At 48.1% G+C, this 19,817-nt stretch carries 16 protein-coding genes; 8 read left to right on the top strand and 8 right to left on the bottom strand.

Annotated elements, in window-relative coordinates; genetic code table 11:
- Positions 1-10 precede the first annotated feature (10 nt).
- The 6 genes from F905_RS10090 to dxs all read right to left on the bottom strand — a co-directional run bounded on the left by F905_RS10090 (position 11) and on the right by dxs (position 7,765).
- On the bottom strand, positions 11-682 hold the full coding sequence (locus F905_RS10090; RefSeq protein WP_005180325.1) for an outer membrane lipid asymmetry maintenance protein MlaD: 672 nt from the start codon (positions 680-682) through the stop codon (positions 11-13).
- The gene (gene mlaE, locus F905_RS10095) at positions 682-1,461 is read right to left on the bottom strand and encodes a lipid asymmetry maintenance ABC transporter permease subunit MlaE (RefSeq protein ID WP_005180328.1); all 780 of its coding nucleotides are present in this window, start codon (positions 1,459-1,461) and stop codon (positions 682-684) included. Before mlaE ends, F905_RS10090 begins: the two co-directional genes overlap by 1 nt.
- Positions 1,458-2,279, bottom strand: coding sequence for an ABC transporter ATP-binding protein (locus F905_RS10100; RefSeq protein WP_005180329.1), 822 nt, complete (start codon positions 2,277-2,279; stop codon positions 1,458-1,460). Before F905_RS10100 ends, mlaE begins: the two co-directional genes overlap by 4 nt.
- Before the next feature lie 390 nt (positions 2,280-2,669).
- Positions 2,670-4,454, bottom strand: a complete 1,785-nt coding sequence (locus tag F905_RS10105; protein WP_005180331.1) for a DEAD/DEAH box helicase — start codon at positions 4,452-4,454, stop codon at positions 2,670-2,672.
- Between the two features lie 457 nt (positions 4,455-4,911).
- Positions 4,912-5,742 carry an inositol monophosphatase family protein gene (locus tag F905_RS10110; protein ID WP_034597976.1) on the bottom strand — a complete coding sequence of 277 codons (831 nt, stop codon included), beginning with the start codon at positions 5,740-5,742 and terminating at the stop codon, positions 4,912-4,914.
- A gap of 112 nt (positions 5,743-5,854) precedes the next feature.
- Entirely contained in the window at positions 5,855-7,765 is a 1,911-nt protein-coding gene (dxs, locus tag F905_RS10115) for a 1-deoxy-D-xylulose-5-phosphate synthase (RefSeq protein ID WP_005180334.1), read from the bottom strand.
- Between the two features lie 310 nt (positions 7,766-8,075).
- Between dxs and ribA the strand changes: the two genes are divergently transcribed.
- Positions 8,076-8,678 (top strand): GTP cyclohydrolase II, encoded by a 603-nt coding sequence (gene ribA, locus F905_RS10120; RefSeq protein ID WP_034598236.1) that lies wholly within the window; start codon positions 8,076-8,078, stop codon positions 8,676-8,678.
- Positions 8,679-8,917: 239 nt separating this feature from the next.
- Here the strand turns inward: ribA and hemN are convergent, their stop codons facing one another.
- Positions 8,918-10,291, bottom strand: a complete 1,374-nt coding sequence (gene hemN, locus F905_RS10125) for an oxygen-independent coproporphyrinogen III oxidase (RefSeq protein ID WP_005180338.1) — start codon at positions 10,289-10,291, stop codon at positions 8,918-8,920.
- 235 nt (positions 10,292-10,526) lie between these two features.
- Here hemN and hemF point away from each other — a divergent pair, with 235 nt between their 5' ends.
- The 4 genes from hemF to F905_RS10145 all read left to right on the top strand — a co-directional run bounded on the left by hemF (position 10,527) and on the right by F905_RS10145 (position 15,123).
- Positions 10,527-11,468 (top strand): oxygen-dependent coproporphyrinogen oxidase, encoded by a 942-nt coding sequence (gene hemF / locus F905_RS10130; RefSeq protein ID WP_005180340.1) that lies wholly within the window; start codon positions 10,527-10,529, stop codon positions 11,466-11,468.
- 205 nt (positions 11,469-11,673) lie between these two features.
- Entirely contained in the window at positions 11,674-11,883 is a 210-nt protein-coding gene (locus tag F905_RS10135) for a hypothetical protein (protein ID WP_005180345.1), read from the top strand.
- Positions 11,884-12,101: 218 nt separating this feature from the next.
- Positions 12,102-12,890 carry a shikimate dehydrogenase gene (aroE, locus tag F905_RS10140; protein WP_005180346.1) on the top strand — a complete coding sequence of 263 codons (789 nt, stop codon included), beginning with the start codon at positions 12,102-12,104 and terminating at the stop codon, positions 12,888-12,890.
- Positions 12,891-13,299: 409 nt separating this feature from the next.
- Complete coding sequence (locus tag F905_RS10145; RefSeq protein WP_005180348.1) at positions 13,300-15,123, top strand: acyl-CoA dehydrogenase C-terminal domain-containing protein; 1,824 nt, start codon at positions 13,300-13,302, stop codon at positions 15,121-15,123.
- Positions 15,124-15,214: 91 nt separating this feature from the next.
- Here F905_RS10145 and hemW read toward each other — a convergent pair whose 3' ends face one another.
- Entirely contained in the window at positions 15,215-16,369 is a 1,155-nt protein-coding gene (gene hemW, locus F905_RS10150; RefSeq protein WP_005180349.1) for a radical SAM family heme chaperone HemW, read from the bottom strand.
- A gap of 127 nt (positions 16,370-16,496) precedes the next feature.
- Between hemW and F905_RS10155 the strand changes: the two genes are divergently transcribed.
- The 3 genes from F905_RS10155 to F905_RS10165 all read left to right on the top strand — a co-directional run bounded on the left by F905_RS10155 (position 16,497) and on the right by F905_RS10165 (position 19,800).
- Positions 16,497-16,955: a DMT family transporter gene (locus F905_RS10155; protein WP_034598237.1), complete on the top strand. Its 459-nt coding sequence runs from the start codon at positions 16,497-16,499 to the stop codon at positions 16,953-16,955.
- 91 nt (positions 16,956-17,046) lie between these two features.
- Complete coding sequence (locus F905_RS10160; RefSeq protein WP_051065030.1) at positions 17,047-18,345, top strand: MATE family efflux transporter; 1,299 nt, start codon at positions 17,047-17,049, stop codon at positions 18,343-18,345.
- A 156-nt stretch (positions 18,346-18,501) separates the two neighbouring features.
- A complete protein-coding gene (locus F905_RS10165; RefSeq protein ID WP_005180366.1) occupies positions 18,502-19,800 on the top strand; it encodes an ABC1 kinase family protein in 1,299 nt (432 codons plus the stop codon).
- The last annotated feature ends 17 nt before the right edge of the window (positions 19,801-19,817 follow it).

A 19,817-nucleotide genomic window follows, 5' to 3' on the forward strand; every position in this document is an offset into this window, starting at 1 on the left:
CTCCTCTCAATTACTCAACAAATGACACTTCTGCATCTGTTGTTTCAGCGGATGTCTCATCTGCCGGGTTATCGGATGATGACTTGTTGCCTGCGCCACCGGTCACAAACTTGGTCACAAGGTCTTCAATTTCCATGGTGCTTTGGGTATTACTGATTTGATCACCACGTTTTAAATAATTCAGACCACCACCCGGTACAATCTTCAGGTACTTCTCACCCAAAAGACCATTGGTTGCTACCATTATGTAAGCATCTTCATCGATATTGGTGATGGAGGTCATGTTATCCAATAGTTGCTTTTCCATTGCTTTTTGTTGCGCAGGATCGGCTTCCGTGTATTCGCTGCTGTAACGCAACTCTTCCAGGGCATATTGTTGCACCTGTTGTAACTGTTCCTGATTAAAGGTGGTCAGCTCACCATCCAGAATCATGGTCACAGTGGCCAGACGCGTCACCGGATCTAAAGTAATAGATTCGACCTGCCCGACTTTAACCCCGCTTAAGGCCACTTTGGCACGCGGCTTGATCCCGTTAATATTGTCAAACGTTGCAGTCATGGAATAACTGTCCTGAATGGTGGTGCCCACCAGACCACTGACCCGCATCGCTAGGAAGAATAAAGCAATACCAAACAGAATGACAAAAACACCGACGGCCAGCTCACTAGTACGTGATTTCATTAAACACCTCCGAACATGACCGCAGTCAATACGAAATCAAAACCTAAAACACAAAGCGATGAATACACCACGGTACGCGTGGTAGATGTCGCGATACCTTCAGACGTAGGCTCGCAGGCATAGCCTTGGTAGACCGCAATCCAGGTACAAATTAATGCAAAAACAAAACTTTTAATAATGGTGCCGTTAAAGATATCTTTATAGAACTGTACGGTGCTTTCCATACCGCTCCAGTAAGAGCCTTCATCGGCGCCTAAAAAATCTACCCCAACGAATTTACCACCCATAATCCCGACTGCCGCAAAAATCACGGATAGCATCGGCAAGCTGAAAATACCGGCCCATAAACGCGGCGAGATGACCCGCTTTAAAGGATCGACCCCGATCATTTCCATACTGGACAACTGTTCGGTGGCTTTCATCAGGCCAATTTCAGCAGTCAAGGCAGAACCGGCACGGCCAGCAAATAACAGGGCCGCAACCACCGGGGCCAGTTCACGCAGCAAGGTTAGGGCCACAGCGGTGCCCAGCATGGCTTCACTGCCAAAGGTCACCAAAATGCTGTACATTTGCAGGCCCAGCACCGCACCAATAAATAAGCCCGACACCACAATAATCAGCAGTGACATCACCCCGACGCGGTACATCTGGTAAATAAACAGTTTCACGCCAATCCAGGTTGGCATGGAAAATAAAATCTGGAGCAGCATTAATGTGGCAACGCCTATACCACGTACCCGCTCAATCACACGGCGTCCTAATGCAGCAATCGCATTCATGCTGAATGCACCTCATGACTTAAATAGGGTTGATGGCTAAACTGATAGTCGACCGGGCCTTCAACTGAACCGGTTAAGAACTGACGTACAAAAGGCGAGGCATGCTGTTTTAATTGTTCTGGGGTGCCTTCACCCTGCACTTTCCCTTCCGCCACCACATAAATATAATCGGCAATCGACAGGGTTTCGGCCACATCATGCGACACAATAATGGTGGTTAAATCCAGTGCTTCACGCAATGAACGGATTAAACGGGTCAATACGCCCATCACAATCGGGTCCTGACCGGCAAAAGGTTCATCGTACATAATCAGTTCCGGGTCCAGCGCAATGGCACGCGCCAAAGCCACACGACGGTTCATCCCGCCAGACAGTTCAGACGGCATGAGCTGCTCGGCACCACGCAAACCCACCGATTCCAGCTTTAAAGCCACCAGTTCGGCAATAAGATGTTCGGGTAAACGGGTATGTGCACGAATCGGGAAGGCCACGTTTTCATAAACCGTCATATCGGTAAACAAGGCACCGCTTTGAAACAGCATGCCCATTCGCGCCCGTGCTGCAAACAGCTCCTGACGTGACATTTTCCCAATATTCTTACCATCGAGCAGCACTTCACCCTGATCCGGAGTGAGCTGCCCGCCAATTAAACGCAGCAAGGTGGTTTTACCCGTGCCTGACGGACCCATAATTGCAGTAATCTGCCCACGTCGAATTTTTAAGCTGACATTGTCGTAAATGACCCGCTCCCCTCGTTTAAAGCTCAGGTGATTGACTTCAATCAGTGCTGGCGCCTGTAGAGGTGTCTGATTATTCATAGCTGAGGATTTTCCTGCATTTTTTCAGCATGCATACTATAAAGGATTGGAGAACAAATTGTTATCTATGAAATTCTTTTAAACTGTGTACAAGTTGTACGATTTTATTATGGTCTAATTTGAGTGTAGAAACAAAGAGATGCAGCTTAGGCAAAAGTTCTGTAAATAAAAAAGATGAGGTTACAGAGCAGCAAAACCAAAAAAATATATGGCATAAGCACCTCTTTCATAGATGACACACCGGGCAGTTTGTGCGAATGATAATGAGACATCGCTTAATATATTCTTAAATAAACTTGAACCAGTATACATTTTCCTCATCAAAATTCAAATTTTCTCGCATAAAAAAACCGGTGCAAGCACCGGTTTTCTGAATTCGCTCAGTTCAACTTAGTCGTTGAATTTACGACGACGGTCACCACCTTCACGGCGTGGACGGTCGCTGTTGAACTCGCGACGTGGACGATCTTCACCGAATGAACGCGCTGGACGGTCGCCAAAATCACGCTTAGGACGGTCACCGAAAGCACCTTCACGACGTGGTTTGTAGTCTACGCGGTTGCCACGGTTGTCATCATTGCTGTCAAAACGTGGACGCTCGTTGAAACCACCTTCGCGACGCGGACGGTCACTGTTGAATTCACGGCGTGGACGATCATCGAAAGAACGTTGTGGACGGTCGCCAAAGCCACCTTCACGACGTGGACGATCGCTGTTGAATTCGCGACGTGGACGGTCATCGAAAGAACGCTGTGGACGGTCGCCAAAGCCACCTTCACGACGCGGACGATCGCTGTTGAATTCACGACGTGGACGGTCTTCACCAAATGGACGCTCGCCACGTGGTTTGTCGTCGAAGCTGCGACGTGGACGGTCATCACCGCCTTCACGACGTTTGAAGTTGCTTTCGCCTTCAAAACGACGGCCACCGCCGAAACCACCACGGCCACCGCGACCACCGTCACGTTTACCACCACGACCGCCGTCACGACGTGGACGTGCTGGAGGTGGAGATGGCTCTAAACCTTCAATTTCAGATACTTCTAAACGTGCATCTAAGTAATCTTCAAGCGCACGAATTTTACCGCGTTCACGGTAAGTCGCCAAAGTAATCGCTTTACCAGTACGACCGGCACGACCAGTACGGCCAATACGGTGTACATAGTCTTCGTTCTTCATTGGCAGACCGAAGTTAATCACGTGAGAAATAGTCGGTACGTCCAGACCACGCGCTGCAACGTCAGTTGCAACTAAAATCTTGGCACGACCTTCACGAATGCTGCGTAAACGGCGGTTACGAACGGTTTGTGGCATTGCACCATGCAGCGCAACAACTGAGTGACCTGCTTCAGCCAGTTCTTCAGCCAGCATATCGGTATCTTCTTGGGTAGAAGCGAATACAACGGCCTGATCAAGATCCTGTTCGCTCAACCAGTGCGTCAACAGTTTTTTCTTGTGCTCGAAGCCATCAGTCCAGTGTAAAGTCTGAGTAATGTCCGTATTGGTAGAGTGACCGGTTTCGATCGCAATACGTTCTGGCTCATTCATCATACGTTCAGCAAGCGTGATGATACGTGGTGCAAATGTCGCAGAGAACATTAAAGTCTGTTCGCGGTTTGCAGCCAAATCACTGATTGCTTCCAGATCTTCAGAGAAACCCAGGTCCAGCATACGGTCAGCTTCGTCAACGATTAACGCATTAACTTTGTCGAGTTTGATTTGACGACGGTTCACAAGGTCAAGTAGACGACCTGGCGTCGCTACAACCACTTGTGCACCTTTTAACTGTTGAATTTGTTTACCAAAAGGCATACCACCCATGATCGCAGCAATACGAACACCTTTCATGTGACGTACAAATGCAATCGCGTCCTGGCTCACCTGTTGAGCAAGTTCACGTGTTGGGCAAAGTACCAGAATAGATGGCTGAGTAATGGCTTTCATACGTTCTTTAAACGGAACGAATGTGTCCTGGTTTGCAAGTGCGTTCAGCGTTGGGAGAAGGAACGCTGCAGTTTTACCCGAACCGGTTTGGCTTGATACAAGAAGATCTTTACCTTCTAATGCCGCAGGAATTGACTGTTCCTGTACAGGCGTAGGCGCAGTAAAGCCAAGAGCGTCTAACGCTTGTTGTAAAGTTTCGTGTAGAGGAAAATCAGCAAAAGTTTTGCTCATAGAGTATTTCACCCGAGAATTGGGTGCTCCATAATAATAAAGTCAAATGGACATCGGCAAAAAGCGGCACAGCATTGAACGCTGAAAATTTAAGAATTCAGCGGCGATCCGAGTAACGACGATGTTGATATAACGCACGCATGATTACGGCTTAACCTGAAGGAATCGCTTTAGCGATTGGGGCGCGAGATATCGTCCTCTCTTTGGACCGCACGCGCATACACAATGATTAGAAGAGAAATGTTCAGGTAATGAACGGAAATTAAGTGCGTGGGCGGATTATAGCAGGATTATTTTAAAAGTCATCTAATTTAATCAACTTTTGCGTTAATTTCTGTACCAGTCGTTAAACTTGAATTAAATCAAGCACAAATAACAGGCAAAAAAAACAGCCCGACTGGGCGGGCTGTTTTTTAAGGCTTGGGAGCAAGCCTTGTCATTTCACTCAATGCGTCTATTATTTTGCCGCGTCGCCCCAGGCAGGTACTACTGCCTTCATTAAAGGCTTCAGCATTTTCATAGAACACGCAAGTACCTGACCATTGTCCATAGAATCGCTGCCACCACGTGCATCCACTACAGTACCACCAGCTTCTTTGACGATTAACTCGCCCGCTGCGATATCCCACGGTTTTAGGCCCAGTTCGAAATAGCCATCTAAACGGCCAGCTGCCACATAAGCCAGATCCAGCGCAGCAGAACCTGCACGGCGATATTGCGCACCAGCTTCAGTCACGTTCAATAATGATTCGAAATGGTTTTTGGCATACGACACCACTTCACCATTACGTTTGGCGCGGTAAGCATGACCCACAGCCAGGAACGTATTCTCCAGGCTGTCTTTAACATTCACGCGGATACGGCGCTGATTAAGCATGGCACCACGACCACGGCTGGCAGAGAACAATTCGTCTTTGACTGGATCATAGATCACGCCGTGCTGAGTCACGCCTTTGTGCTGAACAGCAATAGAGATACAGAAATGCGGAAAACCGTTGATGAAGTTAAGCGTACCGTCTAAAGGATCGATCACCCAGCACCAATCGGCATCATGACCTTTACCTTCTTGCAGACCGAACTCTTCACCCAAGAAACTGTGATTTTTATAGCTTTTACGTAGGGTATCGATGGTCAACTGTTCCAGGTAACGGTCAACACGCGTTACTGGACCATCAATTCCTTTTTCTTCGACTTGTAGATCGAGTTTATGACGATTCTGATGCGCTTTTAAAAGCTCTTGACCAACTGTTTGAGCCGCACGCGCAGCCATCACCACCATAGGTTCCATTGAACACCCACTACAAATTTGAAGATACTGATAAAGAATAATGCATAAAAGCCCCAACATTTTAGCAAATATTGGGGCTTTTGGGGAATAAATGTTTCTAAAATTTATTGCTTCAGGATGAAACGCTCTCGGTCAGCTTGTTCCAGGCCTGGGTCATGGCCTGCTCGATACCGGCGGCATCAAGACCGGCCTGCTGCAACATCTGGCTATGTGTGGCCTGTTGCATAAAGCTGTCATCCAGGCCTAAGTGAATAATAGGCTTGACCAGCTGAGCCTTGGCCAGATATTCACTGACGGCACTGCCCGCGCCGCCCATCACTGCATGTTCTTCTACGGTTACAAACAGCTGGGTGTTTTCAGCCAGGCGTTCAATCATGGCTTCATCCAGCGGTTTCACAAAACGCATGTTCACCACTTGCACGGCAATGTCATGCCGGGCTGCAAATGCCTGTGCTGCTTCAATGGCCGGATAGACCCGGCTACCAAAGGCCAAAATGGCAATCTGCTCATCCGACTGTTCATTAAAACGCGCCACAATTTCTGCCTGACCAATCTCCATCAGGTTCAATTGCTGCTGAATTTCGACTCCAACGCCATTACCACGTGGATAACGCACCGCTGCCGGCCCCGGATAATGATAAGCCGTGTGTAGCATCTGGCGGCATTCATTTTCATCTTTCGGCGCCATGATCACCATATTCGGTACGGTGCGCATGTAGGCATAGTCATAGGCTCCGGCATGGGTTGGACCATCTTCACCGACCAGACCGGCCCGGTCGATACCGAAGGTGACATCCAGATTTTGCAGCGCCACATCATGAATCAGCTGATCATAACCACGTTGCAGGAAAGTCGAATAAATCGCGACCACCGGTTTTAAACCTTCACAGGCCATTCCGGCCGCCAAGGTCACGGCATGCTGTTCAGCAATGGCTACGTCAAAGAAACGCTCCGGATATTGCTTGGCAAACTGCACCATGCCCGAACCTTCGCACATGGCCGGAGTAATCGCCAGCAGGCGTGAATCTTGTGCAGCTTCATCGGATAGCCATTGGCCAAAAACATCGGAATATTTAGGTGCCGCTGCTGCAGACGCGCTGCTGTTGATTTTACTAATTGCGTGATATTTAATCTGGTCCGCTTCTGCCGGGGCAAAGCCTTTGCCCTTTTTGGTATAAACGTGGATTAAACGCGGGCCTTTACGCTTTTTCAGCGCCTGGAATACATTGACCAGCTGATCAACATCATGGCCATCAAAAGGACCAAAATAATCAAAACCAATCGCTTTAAATAAATTATCAGCCGCATCGGTTGCAGCACAATGCAAACGTGAGGTGTAGTTCCACTCGGGATGTGGCTGGATATAGGCCTCGCCAGCAGCATCAATATGCACGCTTTCGCCGCGCTGCCACAGCGCCGCCAGATGTTTGGCAAAACCACCGGTGCTGCAGGAAATTGACATATCATTGTCGTTTAAAATGACCATTAAATCGGCCTGATGCGCCACCGCATCATTCATGGCTTCAAAGGCCATGCCGGCGGTCATGGCACCATCACCAATAATTGCCACCACTTCACGCTGCTGCTGCTGATAACGGCTAGCCAGCGCCATGCCCAAACCGGCAGAAATCGCGGTGGATGAATGTCCGACGCCAAAGGTATCAAATTCAGATTCTTCACGGGCCGGAAACGCGGCCAGACCATCTTTGGCACGAATAGTGGTCAGCTGTTCACGGCGTCCAGTTAAGGCTTTATGCGGATAAGCCTGATGACCGACATCCCAGATCAGACGGTCATGTGGCGTATTAAACGCATAATGCAAGGCCACAGTCAGTTCGATGACCCCTAAATTGGCACCGAAATGCCCGCCACTTTGCCCTGCTGCATACAAAATGAATTGACGTAACTCATCTGCCACTTGTGCTAACTGGCTTTGCGCGAGTAAACGTAATTGTTGTGGATGATCTATGCTATCCAGCAACGGTGTTACAGGGCGTTGAGTCGGTATTTCTGTATACAACATATGTGGCAAAGCCTTCTAAAGCCTGGCAAAACCTAAGCTAGGTCAAGGGGGAGTTACTCGATCATATAGTCGAATTGTACCATCTTCAATCAGCCACATTTCTAGCGATGTAGTTTTGAGCAATGATTTCAGTCGGGCAGTGTTTAGGTGGCGTAGATTATCCTGAATAACCTTGCTATTTATCAACTATTATCGTTCGCTTTCTACAAAAAAGAAAATCTTCTGCAGAAATTCAGCAATCCTATTCTACTAATGTCTGAGCATTAGGCTATACTTTAACGCATTCATGAACAATTTAACGGGTAAAACTGTGCCTATAGAATTTGTCGCAACGTCAAGACTACCAACCGCTTTTGGTGAATTTAAAATTACTGTATTTCAAGATCCGAAAACTGGCGAAGAGCATGTTGCACTGTCTAAAGGTCTGGAACAGGCCCCGACCGAACCGGTACTGGTTCGTGTCCATTCCGAGTGCTTAACCGGGGATGCCTTTGCTTCATTAAAATGTGATTGCGGCCCGCAATTACAAGCCACCCAGCGCCTGATTAATGAAGCCGGACAAGGGGTGATTTTATATTTGCGTCAGGAAGGACGCGGCATTGGCCTGACCAACAAGATTCGCGCCTATGCCCTGCAAGATCAGGGACATGATACGGTAGATGCCAATTTAATGCTGAATCTGCCTGCCGATGCCCGTCAATATGATATGTGCAGCATTATGCTGGATCATCTGCAAGTCAAAGCGGTGCGGTTAATTACCAATAACCCGCTAAAGATTGAAGCATTGCGTGAACAAGGAATTAATGTGGTTGATCGCGTGCCGTTAACGGTAGGTTTAAACCCGTTTAATGAGCAGTATTTAAAGACCAAACATGAGCGTATGGCACATATGTACCAAAAAGATGACTTCTAAGTCATCTTTTTAGTTTTAAAACAATTCTTCTCAGATCTAAGGAATCCCATACCCGATATTGATTTAGATGACCGGCGACAGGGAGGTCGCCATTTTGCTGAGGGACAGGGACGTCCCTTCAGCAAAATAGAGGGGTTTTGCTTACTTTTGCCCCGTCAAAAGTAAGATCAATGCTTCCTGTATTCACCCATACTTATATGATGATATAACGAGTTAGATCAGGTGCCGATTCAGTGAAATTAAATCGTCATCGAGAAAATACGGGTACTCGGTACTTTACGTTTTAAACGCAAATCAAACGCCATACAGATATTACGTACAAACGGTTTGCCCTGCTCCGTAACCTGTAAATGATCCTCAAACAGCGTTAACAAGCCATCTTCCTGCATTTCTTCCAGCTGCTTGAGCACCTCAGGCAATTCCGGGAACTGCATCTCTGGTTCGGCCCAAGAGGTCTGGAAACTGCACATCAAATTCAGAATATGCCGGCGAATCATCAGGTCTTCGGCAGTCAGTACATGCCCGCGAAATACCGGAATTTCGTTCTGTTCCAGTCGCGCATAATAATCTTCCAGGGTCTTTTCATTTTGCGCAAAGCTGTACCAGCTATCACTGATCGAAGACAATCCCAGGCCAATCATCAGCTGGGTTTTGGAAGCGGTATAGCCCATAAAGTTACGGTGCAGACTGCCCTGCTGAAAAGCCTGATACATGGCATCACTTTTCAGGGCAAAATGATCCATGCCAATTTCATGATAACCATGCGCCAGCAGTTTTTTCTTGCCCTCTTCATACAGGGTACGTTTCAGTTCATCTTTTGGCACATCATCATCTTTAAAACCGCGCTGGCCATTGCCTTTAATCCACGGCACATGCGCATAACTATAAAAGGCCAGACGGTCCGGATTTAACTGGGTGGTCTGCTGAATGGTATTTAGAACATCGTCCAGATTCTGAAAAGGCAGACCAAAAACCAGATCATGCGAAATTGACGTATAGCCAATGTCACGCGCCCATTCGGTCACACGCTGCACATGTTCATAAGGCTGAATCCGGTGGATGGCTTTCTGGACCTTTTCATTATAGTCCTGCACGCCATAGCTGACCCGGCGAAAGCCCAGATCATACAGCGCTTGCAAATGTTCACGAGTGGTATTGTTCGGATGGCCTTCAAAACTGAATTCATGCTCGGGCGCCACTGTGGCTTTGACCAGAATGCCCTGAATCAGCTGCTGTAAATGGGCTACAGAAAAGAAAGTCGGCGTGCCGCCACCCAAATGGATTTCTTTAATCATCGGCCGGTCTGGCAGCAACTGGCAATATAAATCCCACTCTTTCAGCACCGCCTGAATATACGGTTGCTCCACTTCATGGCGTTTGGTCACGCGCTTATGGCAACCGCAAAAGGTACATAAACTTTCGCAGAAGGGCAGATGGATATACAGGCTGATGCCTTCGCTGGCATTGGATTCAGCAAACGCGCGTTGCAGACTTTGCTGCCAGGCCTCGCGAGAAAAACTGGCCTCTTCCCAATACGGTACGGTCGGATAACTGGTATAGCGGGGTCCTGGAACATTGTATTTTTGTACGAGAGAACTGGCCGGTTTCAACATCTACATTGCTCCACTGCAATTGACCCTATGAGGTAGGCACAAGGCCCGTATTCACTATTGTGCGGAGCTTAAAACAGGAATTCAACCTAGCCTTTTGGTCGGGAATCGGGAAGCTCATGCTGTTGCCTCTTCACTTAGATCAACCATGCGCAGCGTACAGCAGTCCTCCCCCTCTTAATTTTTTTACCAATCTGTGCTTTGATGTGCTTATTGTTTTTTATTCATGAGTGTCATCATGCAGCATCCAACCTCCGCTGATATTCAACGCGTACGTGAATTTCTCCTCGATTTACAGGCGCGCATCTGTGCCGCGTTAGAACAACAGGAACGGGCCGGCGGCGGTACGGCTGAATTTGTAATTGATGACTGGCAGCGCCCTGAAGGGGGCGGTGGCCGTTCCCGGGTCTTACAAAACGGCAGCGTGATTGAAAAAGGCGGGGTGATGTTCTCGCATATTAACATCTCCAAACTGCCTGCCTCGGCAACTGAACGTCATCCCGGTATTGCCGGTGCCAAAGCGCAGGCGATGGGTGTATCTCTGGTGATTCACCCGAAAAATCCAAATGTCCCGACCTCACATGCCAATGTGCGTTTATTTGTGGCCGAACCGGAAGGCCAGGACCCGATCTGGTGGTTTGGCGGCGGTTTTGACCTGACCCCGTTTTATCCGAATGATGAAGATGTCCTGTCCTGGCATCAGATTGCACATGATTTATGTGCACCCTTTGGCGAGCAGGTCTATGCCGAACACAAACAGTGGTGTGATGACTATTTCTATCTGAAACATCGCGATGAACAGCGCGGGGTGGGCGGTCTGTTTTTTGATGATTTAAACCAGTGGGATTTTGACACCTGCTTTGAATATATTCAGGCGGTGGGCAATGGCTATCTGGAAGCGATTTTGCCGATTTTTAAACGCAATCAGGATAAACCTTATACCGAAGCGCAGCGTGAATTCCAGCTCTATCGTCGTGGCCGCTATGTGGAATATAACCTGGTTTATGACCGCGGTACCCTGTTTGGCCTGCAAACTGGCGGCCGAATTGAATCCATTCTGGTCAGCTTGCCCAACCTGGCCGGCTGGAGTTATCGCCCGGAATGGGATGCCGATTCCGCAGAGAAAAAACTCACCGACTATTATTTAAAGCCGCATGACTGGCTACGCGAACTACAATAAGTTTCTAAAAAGCTACCGCAAATACCGGTAGCTTTTTTCTTGCAACACACGCTTGCAAGTCGCATACGTTTCAATATATTTGCATACACTTTTTCGCCAACTCTTCACAAGACTTTCATTTAAAGCGAGTAGACTCTATAGTCTTTGGTTTAATGCGTCTGGCGAAAGATGGAATTGAGCCAGTATCGATTTAAGGAACGCTCCCATGCTGCAAAATTTCATTGCTCAACACAAAGGCCGGCTGTTCTGGCTGATTCTCAGTCTTCTAGTCTGCTCTCTCAGTATTACCTTTATTTTCGAACATCCTTTAAGTGACAGCCTGTCGATTGTGGCCAGTGTTTTTGCCCTGATTGCTCTGGTTTTTACTTTAGTCTTGCTGGTTTTAGATACTATTTTAGATATCTGTAATCCTTAAGCCGTCACAGGTTTACAGATCAGACTGCTTTATTGATCTTTTTATTTTTCTCTATTCGATTTTCTCTCCTTTTACCTTATCCCTCTCTTCCCTGCCCGACACCCGATTGTGTCGTTTTGCTTATTGGATTTATTCCAATTGTTCATCATTTGCAGGCTTTAGCCCCTGCCCGATTTGGCGTATATTGATGGGCATTTCAGCACATGGATCATGTGAAAATGCGCAAACAATTTGCCGTTGTGGGCAACCCGATTGAACAGTCCCGCTCTCCAGAACTGCATCATGCCTTTGCCGAAAAAACCGGGGTTGATCTGGTCTATCGCAAACGCCTGGCACCGCTGGATGGTTTTGAAGCCAATATTCGTGAATTCTTTGCCGAAGGTGGGGTGGGCATGAATGTCACCGTGCCTTTTAAGGAACAGGCTTTTGCCTTGTGTGATGTGCTCAGCGAACGGGCCAAAACCGCCAAAGCTGTAAATACCTTATGGATGCAAGATGGTCAGCTGCATGGGGACAATACCGATGGTCAAGGGCTGGTCGATGCCATTCGTGCGCTGAACTGGAATTTGGACAATACTAAAATTCTGATTATTGGCGCTGGTGGCGCCACCCGTGGCGTGATTTATCCACTGGTTCAGGCCGGCGTGAAAAAAGTGGTGATTGCCAACCGTACTCTGGCGCGTGCCGAGCAGCTGGTGGCCGATTTGCAACAGGCCGTACCACAGGCCGAATTGTCTACCATTGGTCTGGATGCACTAGCGGGCGAGTTTGACATTGTCATTAATGCGACATCGGCCAGCTTGAGTGGCGATGCCTTAATCCTGCCGGACGCGCTGCAATTTCAACATGCCTATGAAATGGCCTATGGCAAGCCCTCCAGTTTTCTGGAACAGGCCAAAGCCCGTCAGATTCCAACCTCGGAAGGCTTTGGCATGCTGGTCGGTCAGGCGATTGAATCGTTTTCAATCTGGAATGGGGTCAAACCCGATTTAAAAGATTTTCTTTAAAATCTGCGATTTTTCCCAGAAAAAGAACCGATCTTGCACGGTTCTTTTTTTATGCCTAGCATTTGGACTGCACAATTAACCCGCATTATGATTGGATTTAATGACACAAATATGGCAACCGTTTTGCCCAGATTTAAACGCCTTTACTGCTATTAGGCTTTGGTCCTAGATCATGCCCACTTATGTTTTATTTTGTTATAATTTAAATAAATAGAATACAAAAAACAGTGGTGACAAGGGCAGGATTTTCTCCTAAATTAGAACGAATCCCACGTCTATAAGATTCTATTGATTCGCTTTTCTGACATTTTTAACTGAATTCAACATCAATGTATTTTGATGCGCAATGTGAATAATCAAACTATCCGATCAGATAATCCAAAACTATTTTTAAATCAGGATTAATGTTATGCCAGCATATAAAGCGCCTTTACACGACATTCGTTTCTTAATGAATGAAGTGTTTGACTATCCAGCACATTATCAAACTTTGTCTAACGGTGAAGCAGCAGATCCAGAAACAGTCGACATGATTCTCGAAGGGGCGGCTGATTTTTGTGAAAATGTCCTCTCTCCTTTGAACCAGACCGGCGACCAGGAAGGCTGTCATTTTGAAAATGGCGAAGTGAAAACGCCAAAAGGCTTTAAAGAAGCCTATGACCAGTTTGTGCAAAGCGGCTGGCAAGGTCTGTCTTATCCAGAACAGTACGGCGGTCAAAACCTGCCAATGTCGTTAAACCTGATCAAATCTGAAATGATGGGCACCGCCAACTGGTCATTCCAGATGTATCCGGGTTTAAGTGTGGGCTGTATCAACACCATTATCCAGTACGGTACAGACGAACAAAAAGATACCTATTTACCGCATCTGGTAGCAGGCACCTGGTCAGGAACCATGTGTTTGACCGAGCCACAATGTGGTACTGACTTAGGTCAGGTAAAAACCAAAGCAGAACCGCAAGCCGATGGCACTTATGCCATTTCAGGCACCAAAATCTTTATTTCTGCCGGCGAACATGACCTGACCGAAAATATTGTCCATATTGTGCTGGCGCGTTTACCGGATGCTCCGGCCGGCACCAAAGGCATTTCCCTGTTTATCGTACCGAAATTCCTGCCATCTGCAGATGGTGGCGTGGGTGAGCGTAACCCGGTGACCTGTGGTTCGATTGAACACAAAATGGGGATTCGCGCGTCAGCAACCGCAGTGCTGAACTTTGACAATGCGGTGGGTTATTTAATTGGCGAGCCGAACAAAGGCCTGCATGCCATGTTCACCTTTATGAATACTGCCCGTATTGGTACCGCGATTCAGGGGATCTGTCATGCGGAACAGGCCTTCCAGGGCGCTTTACCGTATGCCAAAGAGCGGATGTCAATGCGTGCTCTGTCCGGTAAAAAAGATCCGGAAAAAGTGGCCGATGCCATTATTCACCATGCCGATGTGCGCCGTATGCTGCTGACGCAAAAAGCCATTGCTGAAGGCGGTCGTGCCATGATTTATCATGCTGCACAAATTGCCGACAAAATGACCGATGCACTGGAGCGTGGCGATACTGCTGCCTTTGAACAGCATGATGATCACCTGGGTTTCTATACTCCAATTCTAAAAGGCTTCCTGACTGAAATGGGCTATGAAGCAGCCAACCACGGCATGCAGGTTTATGGCGGTCATGGTTATATCAAAGAATGGGGCATGGAACAGATTGTACGTGACTCGCGTATCTCGACCCTATATGAAGGCACCACCGGTGTACAGGCGCTTGACCTGATTGGCCGTAAAGTACTGCTGACCTCAAAAGGTAAAGTGATTCGTGACTATACCGCAGAAATTCTGAAATTCTGTGGTCAGCACGCCCGTAATAAATACATGCGCCGTTTTGCCTGGGACTTAACCAAGCTATGCGCGCAGTGGAATGCCCTGACGGTACGCATCATGCTGGCGGCACGTAAAGACCGCGACATCGTCTCAAGTGCCTCTGTCGACTTCCTGATGTTCTCGGGTTATGTGATGATGGCTTACTTCTGGGCACAGCAGGCGGCCGTTGCATCGGCCAAACTGGCATCGAATGATGGCGCAGAAACCCCAGAATTCTACAAAGCGAAAATCAAAGTGGCAGATTTCTACTTTGAACGCTTATTGCCACGTACCCAAGGTCATGCCGAAGCGATGGTCAATCCATCTAAAACCATGACTGCATTAGCACCAGAACATTTTAGCTTCGACTACTAAGTCAAAGCCCCAAAAAGAAAAGACCGCGCAAGCGGTCTTTTTTATGGATGCTGTAAAAACAGTGAATATCCTAAGCGAAGGTTTTGGATTGTTATAAAAACTCTTCCAGCACCGAATTTAAAAACACATGCCCCTGTTCAGTACAGGCCAGCCGGCTGGCATCTTCCACCAGCAACTTGCGCTGACGTAGTGAGGTTAATACCGGTGCCAAATCATCCAGACTTAAACCGGTACGTTCTGCATAAAGTTTCGCATCGACGCCGGCATTCAGGCGCAGTGCATTCATCATAAACTCGAACGGCATCTCCTCAGCAGTAATCCGTTTGAACTGTCCATGCTCGGCCGGCACCTTGGCCAGATAATCTTTTGGCAGACGGGTTTTCTGGAAACGGTATACCCCATCTGGTCGGGTGACTTTGCCATGTGCGCCAGCACCAATCGCCAGATAATCGCCAAATTGCCAGTAATTCAAATTATGTGCCGAAGGTCGCTCCTTCCGCCATGCCGACACTTCATAATTGATAAAACCATTGGCCTTTAAATAGGCCTCACCCTGTTCCTGAATCGCTTCCAGCACCTCATCGACCGGTAAAACCGGCTGGGTGCGGAAAAATACGGTATTCGGTTCAATGGTCAGCTGATACCAGGAAATATGGGTCGCGCCCTGCCCAACCGCCAGCTTTAAATCATTTAAAGCCTGTTCCAAAGTCTGCTCCGGCAAACCATGCATCAAATCGACGTTAATGCGCTGAAAGCCGGCCTCACGCGCCAAGTGAATCGCTGAAAGCGCATCGCTCTGACTATGAATCCGGCCCAGTTTTTGCAGATGATCGCTATTAAAACTTTGCACGCCAATTGACAGGCGGTTAATTCCCGCCGCCAGATAACCGGCAAAAGGATCATGTTCAATGGTGCCCGGATTGGCCTCTAAGGTAATTTCGCACTCGTCTTGAAACGGCAACAGCGCTTTAAGCTGTGCAAACAGCCATTGATAGCCGGCTGCTGAAATCAGCGATGGCGTCCCACCGCCAATAAACACACTGTGAATTGCACGGCCCTGGGCAAATTCCAGCTGCGTATTAAAATCGGCGACCAAGGCCTGTAAATATTGCTGTTCTAAATCCAGTGACAGTTTGCCATCCGGGACGGCATGCGAGTTAAAGTCGCAATACGGACACTTGCGCACACACCACGGCATGTGAATATAGAGGGACAAGGGAACAGACGCAGGATTCAATTCAGCCAAGGAACAAGCTCAAAAACAGCAAAGGAAGATGCATATTTTAACATGACTGCATCAGGACACCGATAAAATCTCACAGCGAATACCGCTACACTAGAAAAAATTACAGAAGAATTAGCGTGTTAGAATGATGAAAATATCTTCGCAATTACTGCTTTTAATGCCGCTGGCCATGGGGATCGGGATTGCCATGACCCTGCAAACCGCCATCAATACCCAGCTACGCGAATATTTATATTCTCCTTTGCAGGCTGCCCTTTTCTCGTTTTTGATTGGTACAATAGTGCTGGCTATTTTGGTGTTTTTTCAACAGGTTCCCAAACCCAATCTGCACGAGATCGTCCATTTACCCTGGTATATGTGGCTGGGCGGTGTGTTAGGGGTCTATGCCATCAGTTTAAGTATTTATGCAGCACCGAAACTCGGCTATCTCACCCTGACCGGTTTAATCCTGTTTGGCCAGATTGCCATGTCGATGCTGGTCGATCATTTTGGTGTCCTGGGCACAGAAAAAGCACCCATCAACTGGCAACGTCTTCTGGGTGGCGTGGTGATTTTTATAGGTGTGCTTCTCACTTTACAACGCTAATCGCTCTGTTCTAAGCACATGATGAATATGGGTAATAACTGTGGCTACGCTTGGCAGCACACGTTTTGAATTAAAGCAACTGTTCCGTTTAATGATTCCGATTCTGGTGACGCAATTTGCCCAGGCCGGTCTGGGGCTAATTGATACCATTATGGCCGGTCAGTTTTCACCGACCGATCTGGCCGCAATTGCAGTTGGTGTGGGGCTGTGGCTTCCGGTGATGCTGCTGTTTAGTGGCATCATGATTGCCACTACACCGCTGGTGGCTGAGGCCAATGGTGCGCGTACACCGGAAAAAATTGCCACCATTGCCCGGCAATCGTTATGGGTGGCGTTTATTTTGGGCTGGATTGCCTGCCTGATTTTACAGCTGGCACCGCTGTTATTGCCGCTGCTTGGAGTACCAGAAAGCCTGCAACCCAAAGCCGGACTGTTTCTGCATGCCATTGGGTTTGGTATGCCGGCGGTGACCATGTATGCTGCGCTACGTGGCTATTCTGAAGCGCTGGGTTATCCGCGTCCGGTGACGGTCATCAGTCTGCTGGCGCTGGTAGTACTAGTGCCGTTGAACCTGATCTTTATGTATGGTTTAGGGCCGCTGCCTGAACTGGGCAGTGCCGGCTGCGGCTTTGCCACGGCCATTTTACAGTGGCTGATGTTTATTACCCTGGCGCTGTATATTTCCAAAAGCAGCGCCTACCAAAGCACCCAGATTTTCACCCGCTGGGAACCCATCGACCGTTACTGGATGAAACGGATTTTATTGCTCGGCCTGCCGATTGGTTTGGCAATTTTCTTTGAAGTCAGTATTTTCAGTACCGCAGCCATCGTGATTAGCCCCTTAGGGGAAACGCTGGTAGCAGCACACCAGATTGCTATGTCGGTGACCTCACAGCTGTTTATGATTCCGATGTCTCTAGCCATTGCACTGACCATCCGCATTGGCACCTATTATGGTGAAAAAAACTGGGCTGCCATGCGCCGCGTGCAGTATTTGGGGCTGATTACCGCAACCCTGCTGGCCTTTATGACCATGAGTTTTATGTGGCTGTTCCGTCCGGAAATTATTTCGATTTATACCTCGGATGTCGATGTGGCACAGGTGGCGATGTATCTGCTGCTGTTTGCAATTGCCTACCAGCTAATGGATGCCTGGCAAATTAGTGCAGCCGGCTGTTTACGCGGTATGCAGGACACCAAAGGCCCAATGTGGATTACCATGCTGGCCTACTGGGTCATTGCCTTTCCGGTCGGGGTATATTTTTCCCGCTTTGGCAGCATGGGTGCCGCCGGGGTCTGGGTCGGCCTGATTGTCGGCTTGAGCGTGGCCTGTGTACTGTTGCTGATCCGGTTGTATATGAACAACCAGCGCCTGAGTCAAAGCAGCTAAGCGATTCGCCTCTCATCATCTTTAGCCGGCTATTACCGCCGGCTTTTTGATGTGCAACATGTAGTGAATTTGCTTATTAACAATTTAAAGTAGGCTTTTCACCCAACTGCCGGTATGCTCAAGGCAGATAGTCAAGATGATCTTAAGGAACCTCGCATGGCAAAAACGGCTAGTACACCGGGTCGTCGCTTTATGAAACTGGCCAGTATGACCGCCAGTATCGCCACCAAAACCGTTTCCAATTCAATTAAAAACTTTTCTGCCGATGACGAGCAGAAGAATGCCGCACGCAGCAAACTGTTTCAGGATATTGGTATCCAGATTGCCGATACCTTGGGAGAAATGAAAGGTGCGGTCATGAAAGTGGGGCAAATTGCCTCGCAATATAAAGATATTTTCCCACCAGAAGTGGCGCGGGCCATCAGCAAATTACAACGTCAGGCACCGCCCATGCCTTTTGCCGAAATTCAGGCACAAATCGAAAAAGAACTGGGCAAGCCCCTCGCGCAGATTTTCCAGCATTTTGATGAAACCCCATTTGCCGCCGCGTCCATTGGCCAGGTACATAAGGCAATTTTGCCGACGGGTGAACAGGTGGTAGTGAAAATCCAGTATCCGGGTGTCGATGAAGCCTGTGAAAGTGACCTGAAACAGGTGCGTCTGGCCTTGCGTTTAATGGGTGTGTTAAAAATTGACCGCAAATTGCAGGACAAACTGTTCCAGGAAATTCAGGACAGTCTGGACAATGAGCTGAACTACCAGATTGAAGCACAAAACTTGGAAGTGGCGCGTACCTTCCATCAGGCGCTGGACAGTAAAATTATTATTCCGCAGGTCTTTAAGGACTATTCGACCCGGCATATTTTAACGTTAAGTCTGGAACAGGGTGACAGTATTGAAACCGCCAGCCAGTGGCCACTGGCGACCCGGAATGAACTGGGACGCCGGCTGTTTCGCGCTATTGGTCAGGAAATTTTCTATCTCAAGCGTTTCCACTGTGACCCGCATCCGGGTAACTTTGCCTTCCGTGAAGATGGCAGCGTGATTATTTATGATTACGGCGGTGTGAAGACCTTGTCCAATGACATTGTGCAGCATTTTAAAGCGCTGATTCAGGCCGGCCGTGCCCAGAATATTGCCTTAATGGAACAGGAACTGACTGCCCTGCACTCCCTGTCCGAGCAAGGCAAATTCCCGCCAGAACTGTATCAGGCCTGGCTGGAAGTGCTGATGCGCCCTTTGACCACCAATTATGATTTTGCCGAAAACTCGGCCCATCATGATGGTATGGAACTGATGAAACCCTCGTTAAAATATTGGGATGTATTCAAGCCATCACCCGATACCTTAATGGTCAACCGCACGGTGTCGGGTCATTACTGGAACCTGATTCATTTAAAAGTGCATGACAATTTAAATGATCTGTTTGAAGAACTGGTTCCACCACACGCTTAAACCATATATTAAAAACC

This window comes from Acinetobacter sp. CIP 53.82 (genome assembly GCF_000369465.1).
Taxonomy (GTDB): Bacteria; Pseudomonadota; Gammaproteobacteria; order Pseudomonadales; family Moraxellaceae; genus Acinetobacter; species Acinetobacter indicus.

What these genes read in the sequence shown, in the direction of transcription:
- F905_RS10090 (WP_005180325.1), bottom strand. Translation starts at nt 682, where the DNA reads ATGAAATCACGTACTAGTGAGCTGGCCGTCGGTGTTTTTGTCATTCTG.
- mlaE (WP_005180328.1), bottom strand. Translation starts at nt 1,461, where the DNA reads ATGAATGCGATTGCTGCATTAGGACGCCGTGTGATTGAGCGGGTACGT.
- F905_RS10100 (WP_005180329.1), bottom strand. Translation starts at nt 2,279, where the DNA reads ATGAATAATCAGACACCTCTACAGGCGCCAGCACTGATTGAAGTCAAT.
- F905_RS10105 (WP_005180331.1), bottom strand. Translation starts at nt 4,454, where the DNA reads ATGAGCAAAACTTTTGCTGATTTTCCTCTACACGAAACTTTACAACAA.
- F905_RS10110 (WP_034597976.1), bottom strand. Translation starts at nt 5,742, where the DNA reads ATGGAACCTATGGTGGTGATGGCTGCGCGTGCGGCTCAAACAGTTGGT.
- dxs (WP_005180334.1), bottom strand. Translation starts at nt 7,765, where the DNA reads ATGTTGTATACAGAAATACCGACTCAACGCCCTGTAACACCGTTGCTG.
- hemN (WP_005180338.1), bottom strand. Translation starts at nt 10,291, where the DNA reads ATGTTGAAACCGGCCAGTTCTCTCGTACAAAAATACAATGTTCCAGGA.
- hemF (WP_005180340.1), top strand. Translation starts at nt 10,527, where the DNA reads ATGCAGCATCCAACCTCCGCTGATATTCAACGCGTACGTGAATTTCTC.
- F905_RS10135 (WP_005180345.1), top strand. Translation starts at nt 11,674, where the DNA reads ATGCTGCAAAATTTCATTGCTCAACACAAAGGCCGGCTGTTCTGGCTG.
- aroE (WP_005180346.1), top strand. Translation starts at nt 12,102, where the DNA reads ATGCGCAAACAATTTGCCGTTGTGGGCAACCCGATTGAACAGTCCCGC.
- F905_RS10145 (WP_005180348.1), top strand. Translation starts at nt 13,300, where the DNA reads ATGCCAGCATATAAAGCGCCTTTACACGACATTCGTTTCTTAATGAAT.
- F905_RS10155 (WP_034598237.1), top strand. Translation starts at nt 16,497, where the DNA reads ATGAAAATATCTTCGCAATTACTGCTTTTAATGCCGCTGGCCATGGGG.
- F905_RS10160 (WP_051065030.1), top strand. Translation starts at nt 17,047, where the DNA reads ATGATTCCGATTCTGGTGACGCAATTTGCCCAGGCCGGTCTGGGGCTA.
- F905_RS10165 (WP_005180366.1), top strand. Translation starts at nt 18,502, where the DNA reads ATGGCAAAAACGGCTAGTACACCGGGTCGTCGCTTTATGAAACTGGCC.